At 68.6% G+C, this 7,108-nt stretch carries 1 protein-coding gene; it reads left to right on the forward strand.

Translation table 11 applies throughout. The features are described 5' to 3' along the window. Positions 1 to 113 precede the first annotated feature (113 nt). Positions 114 to 6,803 (forward strand): LamG domain-containing protein, encoded by a 6,690-nt coding sequence (locus LCL61_RS00460; protein ID WP_340684999.1) that lies wholly within the window; start codon positions 114 to 116, stop codon positions 6,801 to 6,803. The last annotated feature ends 305 nt before the right edge of the window (positions 6,804 to 7,108 follow it).

Raw genomic sequence — 7,108 nt, forward strand, 5'->3', positions numbered from 1 at the left:
ACGACTCCCCTCGGGGGTGAAGTCGCGGTGTAGCCGAGCTGAAGCCGGATGGACGCACGATCCCACCGTCGCGGGGCCTGCGGATCTGCGCTCCGTACCTGGTGGGAGGAACAATGCGGCTACGTCGCACAGTGATCGCCACGGCGGTCACCGCTCTGGTGGGTTCGATGGTGGTCGTCGTCGCGGGGAGCAGCCCGGTCATCCCCGCACGACCGGCATCCGTCGCGGAAGCGCCCGACGCGGTTTCGGCGATGGCCGCCGCGCGGGCGCAGGGGACAAGGGTCGAGGTGGCGGGCGAGCGCACCGCGAACCGGGAGGTCTTCGCCAACCCACAGGGGACGCTGACCGCCGAACTGACCCCCGTCCCGGTCCGGACCAAGGTCGCGGGCAAGTGGATGCCGATCGACACCGCGGTGGTGCGCCGCGCCGACGGTTCGTTCGGCCCCAAGGCGGCCGAGGGTGAACTGTCGCTGTCCGGCGGCGGGAAGACCGCGCCACTGGCCACGCTCCGCCGGGACGGCAAGTCGCTTTCGCTGTACTGGCCGGGCGATCTGCCCGCGCCGGTGATCGCGGGCGACAAGGTGACCTATCCCGAAGTGTTCCCTGGCGCCGACCTGGTGATGTACGCCGACCGAGATGGTTTCCGGCAGCACCTCACGCTGAAGGACGAGCCGGCCGCCAAGAACCCGGCGCTCAAGTCGATCCGGATGACGATCCGGGCCGACGGCCTGAAGGTGACCGCCGACAAGGACGGCGCGCTGCGGGTGCTCGACGAGGCAGGCGCCGAGCTGTTCAGCGCCCCGCCGTCGGTCATGTGGGACGCGGCTGGGAAGCGGGCACCGATCGCGGTGTCCGTTGTGGACGGTGCGCTGGAACTGGTGCCGGACGCGAAATTCCTGGCTGACCCGGCGCGGACGTTCCCGGTCGTCGTCGACCCGACGCTTCGGACGCACGAGAAGACCGCTTGGGCCACTGTGCTTTCCGGCAAACCTGAGGACGAGTACTGGGGCACCAGCGGCGACGGCACCTACGCGCAGGTGGGTCAATGCCCGCGTGACTACCCGGACAGCTACTGCAACAACATCGGCGAAGCATGGGCATATTTCCAGTACGACACGGGCTTCCTGTGGGACAAGGACGTTCTCGGTATCACGATGTCCGGGGTCGTGGTGTCCGGTCCCGAATGCAACGAGCCGTGGCACGACGTCTACCACATCGGCGACGACCGGCTCCTGTGGAGCGGGATGAACTGGAACAACCGCCTCGGCGGCAACCGGGCGGCCTCCAGCAAGGTGCCCGGGGTGCACACGAACTGCACGGGCTGGAAGAACGCCGGATTCAGTGTGCCCACCGAGCACATCAAGAAGTCGCGCTCGTCGGTGTACTTCCTCAAGGCCTTCGACTCGGGTGCCCAGTCCGCGTGGCGGAAGTACAACCCGCCGGACATGAAGCTGAAGGTGACCTGGAACCGCACGCCGCACGTGCCGGGCAACCTCACCACCGATCCGCCGCTGAAGGCCCCGTGCCACCACTGTGGCGGCATCCCTTACGTCGGCGACGACTGGATCACGCTGAAGGCCCAGGTGTCCGATCCGGACGGTGACGACGTCCGCGCGCAGTGGCGGATCCATGACGGGGTGGAGACCGCGTGGGACGCCAACATGCTGACCAGCGGTTTGATCCACAGTGCCGGTATCGATCTCAGCAAGCGGCACGGGAAGACCATGAACTGGTGGCTGCACGCCTCGGACGGTGCGGCGTCCAGTGGCGCGGCGAGTGGCACGCCGTTCGCCATCGACAGGGAACCTCCCACCGTGGAGCCGACGGTGGCCAGCGAACTGTACACAGAGGACAATCGCTGGCACGGTGGACCCGGTGTGTTCAGTGAGTTCGTCTTCGGCTCCCAGGGAGTCGACGACGTCGACCACTATCTGTACGACTGGTGGGATGAGCCGGGCACCCCGATCGTCGCCGAGACGCGCGGCGGCCCCGCGCGGATCCGCCTGGCACCGCCCGGAGACGGGCCGCAGACCCTTTACGTCCGCAGTGTGGATCGTGCGGGACACAAGGGCCCGATCCGGAAGTACCGCACGTACGTCCGTGCCGGCAACGGGCCCTTGGCCCACTGGGCGCTGAACGGCGACCCGAACGACTCGGCCTTCCTCGGCGACCGGCACGGCTCGCTCAACGGCGGCGCGGCCTTCACCGGACAGGGCGCGGTCGGTGCCGCTCTGCGGCTCGACGGCGTCGACGATCACGTGAACGCGCCGAACGCGATCCGCAACAGCGCGGCGTTCACGGTCTCGGCCTGGGTGAACCTGAACCGCAAGGACCACGCCAGGGCGGTGGTCAGCCAGGACGGCGCGATGTTCCCCGGATTCGTGCTGTGGCACCGGGCCGAAGCCGACGGGAGCAATTCCCGCTGGGTCTTCGGTGTGCCCAACTCGACGTCCTCGGACAAGGGCGTGCCGATGGCCACCTCGGCGGTCGGCATGCCGGAGCTGAACACCTGGACCCACCTCGCCGGTGTCTACGATCCCGAGGCCAAGCACATCAAGCTGTACGTCAACGGGACGCTCGCCGCGACGACACCGCATACGGCGAAACCCGACTGGGCCTCCGGTCAGGTGCGTATCGGCCGCACGGTCTGGGGCACCAACACCGGCGTCGACCATTGGGCGGGCGGGGTCGACGACGTGCAGATCCACGACCGGGCGCTGACCGCTGCCGAGGTCTCGGCGCTGGTCGGGGCGGGCGACGTCCAGGTGGCGCACTGGAGGTTCGACGAGACCTCGGGTACGACGGCGCGGAACTCCGTCGAGGGCGGCGCCGACGCGGTGCTGCAGAACGGCGCGGCCTTCACCACGACGGGCGCGGTGAAGGGCGGGGTCCGGCTGGACGGGATCGACGACGTCGTCTCGACCAACAGCCCGCTGCTGCGCACCGACCAGAGCTTCACGGTCGCCGCGCAGGTCAAACTCGACCGGGCCGACGACGGTACGTACACCGTGCTCAGCCAGGACGGCGACCGGATCTGCTCGTTCTGCCTGCAGTACCAGAACCGCAAGTGGACCTTCGTCTTCCCGCAGTCCGATTCGGACAGTCCGGCCGGGTACAACTGGGTCGGCACGTCGGCCCAGCCGCCGGAGGGAGTGTGGACCCAGCTGACCGGTACCTACGACGCCGGTGAGAACAAGATCCGGCTGTATGTGGACGGCGAGCTGATCGGGGAGTCCACCCGTGTCACGCCGTGGCAGGCGAAGAACGCGTTCCGGATCGGGCAGGCGGTCCTCAAGGGGGTTCCGGAGCAGCGGTTCCCCGGCACGATCGACGAGGTCCGCGCCTACAACCGGGCGATCTCGCAGGACGAGGTCCGTGGTCTCGTGAGCCGCGACAACGTCACCGCCGGTACCTGGAAGTTCGACGGCAATCCCGACGACGCCAACGGAAAGGTGAACGCCACGGTCAACGGCACCGGGGACTGGACCGCCGGGCAGACCAGCCTGCCCGACCCGGCGGACCTCGCGCTGCGGCTCAACGGCGGCCACGCCGCCACCACACAGAGCGTGGTGGACACGGACAAGAGCTTCACCGTGACGGCGTGGGCCAAACTGGACAAGATCGACGGGCACCACACCGTGGTCTCCCAGCAGGGCCAGACGGCCAGCGGGTTCGACCTCGGCCTGCTGCCCGACGGCCGGTGGGACTTCACGGTTTCGAAGGTCGACGCGCCGGACGCCCTCATCGACCACGTGGCGGGCGGCGCCGCGCAGCCCGGGGTCTGGACTCATCTCGCGGGGGTGTACAGCAAGAGCAGGCAGCGGATCGAGCTCTACGTGAACGGTGTGCTGGCCGGTTCGGAGATCCATCTCGACGGCGCGGACTTCAACGGGCCCTTGCAGATCGGCCGGTCGAAGTGGGGCGGGAACGAGAATCTCGAGCTCTTCCCGGGCGCCATCGACGATGTCTCGGTCTACAGTCGGGCCTTGCCGGCGGGCGAGATCCTGACGATGGCCGGGCGGGATCTGAGCCTGGCGCACAACTGGACCCTCGACGACGGCTCCGGGGTCACCAGCGGTGACGCCGTGGGCGCACGGCAGGCGACGTTGTCGGGCGGGGCGACCTTCGCACCGGGGCGGGTCGGCAACGCCGTCCAGCTGGACGGCGTCGACGACGTCGCCTCGACGAGTGGCGTCGACGTCCGCACCGACACGAGCTTCAGTGTGTCGGCGTGGGTTCGCATGACCGGTAAGGAATGCGATCTCGACGTCACCTCACGCTGCATGTTCAGCGCGGTCTCGCAGGATGGCGGCATCGCGCCCGACGGCAGCACCAGGCCCGCCAGCAAGTTCCGGCTCGGTCATCTCGAAGACGACAACGGGCATCCCGGGAACTGGGTGTTCGAGATGCCGGAGGCGAACGGCACGATCACCAAGGCGTCGGTGGACGTCATCCCCAGCGACCTGACGGGGTGGGTACACCTGACGGGAACCTACAACGCCACGGCGAAGTCGATCCACCTGTATGTCGACGGAACCCGCAAGGGCGAGGGCACCTTGCTCACCGCCTGGCAGGCCACAGGTGGGCTGCAGATCGGCCGCGGTCGTGAGGGCGGCGAGGCGAAGGGGTTCTGGAAGGGGTCCGTCGACGACGTCCGGATGTACGGTGGCTCGTTGACCGCCGAGCGGGTTTCCGCGCTGTACCGCGGCTATCCGGCGGCGGAGGGTTCGACGACCCTGCCCACCGCGGACAAGGGACACTGGAAGTTCAACGAGAGCACCGGAACCACGGCAGCCGATTCAGGCGGCCGCGGCCTGACCGCGACGCTGCGAGGCGGCGCGGGCTGGCGCCCCGGGCGGGACGGCTACACCGGGTGGTTCGACGGTGGTGCCGGATACGCGGAGACCGCCGGGCCGGTGGTCGAAGACACCAGCCGGGACTTCTCCGTCGCCGCGTGGGCGTACCTGAAGGCGGGCACGCATTACGCGACCGTGTTCGGGCAGGACGCGGGCCAGGTGAGTGCGTTCCACGTGCAGTACGACCACGGCTCGAAGACGTGGGGCGTGGTGGTACCGAAGGCCGACCAGAACAACCCGGAGCTGCGAACCGTGCTTTCCAGCGAACCGGCGAACGTGGGCGGCTGGTCGCATCTGGTGATGACGTACGTCGCCGCGCAGAAGCAGGTACGGCTGTACGTCAACGGCGCGCTGTCGGGAATGCAGTCGGATATCACGATCCCGGCGGCACCCGGGAAGTTCTCCATCGGCCGGTGCCGGTGGAACGGCGGTGACGGCTGCTACTTCCCCGGCGGCATCGAGGAGGTCAGAGCGTACGGGAAGGCGTTGTCCGACGGCGAGGTCCGGCGGGTCCACGACGACATCCCGCCCGCGTCGCACGGCTACTGGAGGTTCGACGACGGCACCCCGCGAGACTACTCGTGGGCGCAGAACCACATGGCCGTGACCGGGACCGCCACTTACCCCGACGGCATCACCGGGAAGGCGCTGCAGCTCGACGGCAACTCCTACGCGCAGGGCACCAAGCCGGGTGTGAGCATGCGGGACAGCTTCACCGTCGCCGCGTGGGCACGGCTCGCGAGGGGCGACAAGGTCGCCACGGTGCTCGGCCAGGACGGCGCCACCCACAGCGGTTTCGTCCTCCAGTACCGGCCGGAGGTGAACCGGTGGATCTTCGGCGCGGCGACGGAGGATTCGGAAGGGGCGAACCACACGCCGCTGGTCTACGCGAACTCGTTGCAGCCGCCCGCGTTGAACACGTGGACGCATCTCGCCGGGGTGTACGACCACCCGGCGCGGCAGCTGCGGCTGTACGTCAACGGGGAACACGTCGGCACCAAGGAGAACGTCCTGCTGTGGACGGCGTGGGGCGGCTTCACCATCGGCCGGGGCAAGGCCAACCGGGTCGCGGACGGGTTCTTCCCCGGTGCGATCGACGAGGTGACCACGGACATGGGCGTGGTCTCCCCGGACGAGCTCCGGAAGCGGGCGGGCTGGCCTGAGCCGGCGGGTGGCCAGCTCGGCCGGTTCATCCGGACCGGCGGTGACCACCGGACGGTGCTCCTCGGCGGTGACCTCTACGGCAAGGCGGGCGAACTGCCTCCGGGCTACCGGTTCGAGAAGTCGCTCGGCATGATGCTCACCGCCGAACGGCCCGGAACACGCCGGGTGTACAGCTGCCTGCTCGGGGAGACCGACGCGTTCACCTCGACCGATCCGGCCTGCGAGGGCAAGACGAAACTCGCGGATCTCGGCTGGGTGTACACCGAGAAACCCGAAGGCGTGGCGACGGTTCCGCTCTACCGGTGCCTGCACAACGGGGAACGGTTCGACGCCTACCTGGCCGACTGTGAAGGCCAGCAGGTGGACGTCCTGATCGGACACCTGCTGGCGTACGCGCCGCTGACCCGGTACTACCACCCGCGGATCGGCGAGCACGACGTCTCGACCCGGGGTACGCCGCCAGGGTACCGCCACGAGGGCACTTACGGTCTGCTCGCGATGTCGAACGAGCCGGGCACCCAGCTGGTGAAGTCCTGTGTGGACGGTACGGACCGGTTCCTGTCCCTCGACGCCGCCTGTGAAGGGAAGACGGTCTACCGCGACGTGGGCTACATCTGGACACAGCCTCCCGCCGGGTTGCCGAGCATCCCGCTCTACCAGTGCGCGCTCAATTTCGGCGCGTCAGCGGGCGAGCTGTTCGTCTCCGGCGAGGCGAACTGTGAAGGACAGACCGTACGCGGACAGCTGGGCTACGTGGTCCGCGCGGCACCGGCCGCGGTCTGACGGGCGGGACCGATTCGGGGTCGTGAGTGATAAAGGTCGTTCTAGCCCGAATCGCCACTCACGAGGCGGGTTGGGCAGCTGAAGTACATGAAGGCCTCCTTCCTTGCGCCTGGCACAGGGAAGGAGGCCTTCACGTACTGGGCATGGTGAAGGTCGAGTTTCCTCGGCTGAGCCGCGTGAAGGGGTCCTTCACGCGCCGCGGCTGTGACTGCTGGGGCTGGTGGTGTCGCTGAGGCTGCGGATGGCGATCGCAGGTCCGTGAAGGCCTCCTTCCCTACCTTCAGAGTAGGCAAGGAGGCCTTCAC

Source organism: Amycolatopsis coloradensis, from assembly GCF_037997115.1.
Taxonomy (GTDB): Bacteria; Actinomycetota; Actinomycetes; order Mycobacteriales; family Pseudonocardiaceae; genus Amycolatopsis; species Amycolatopsis coloradensis_A.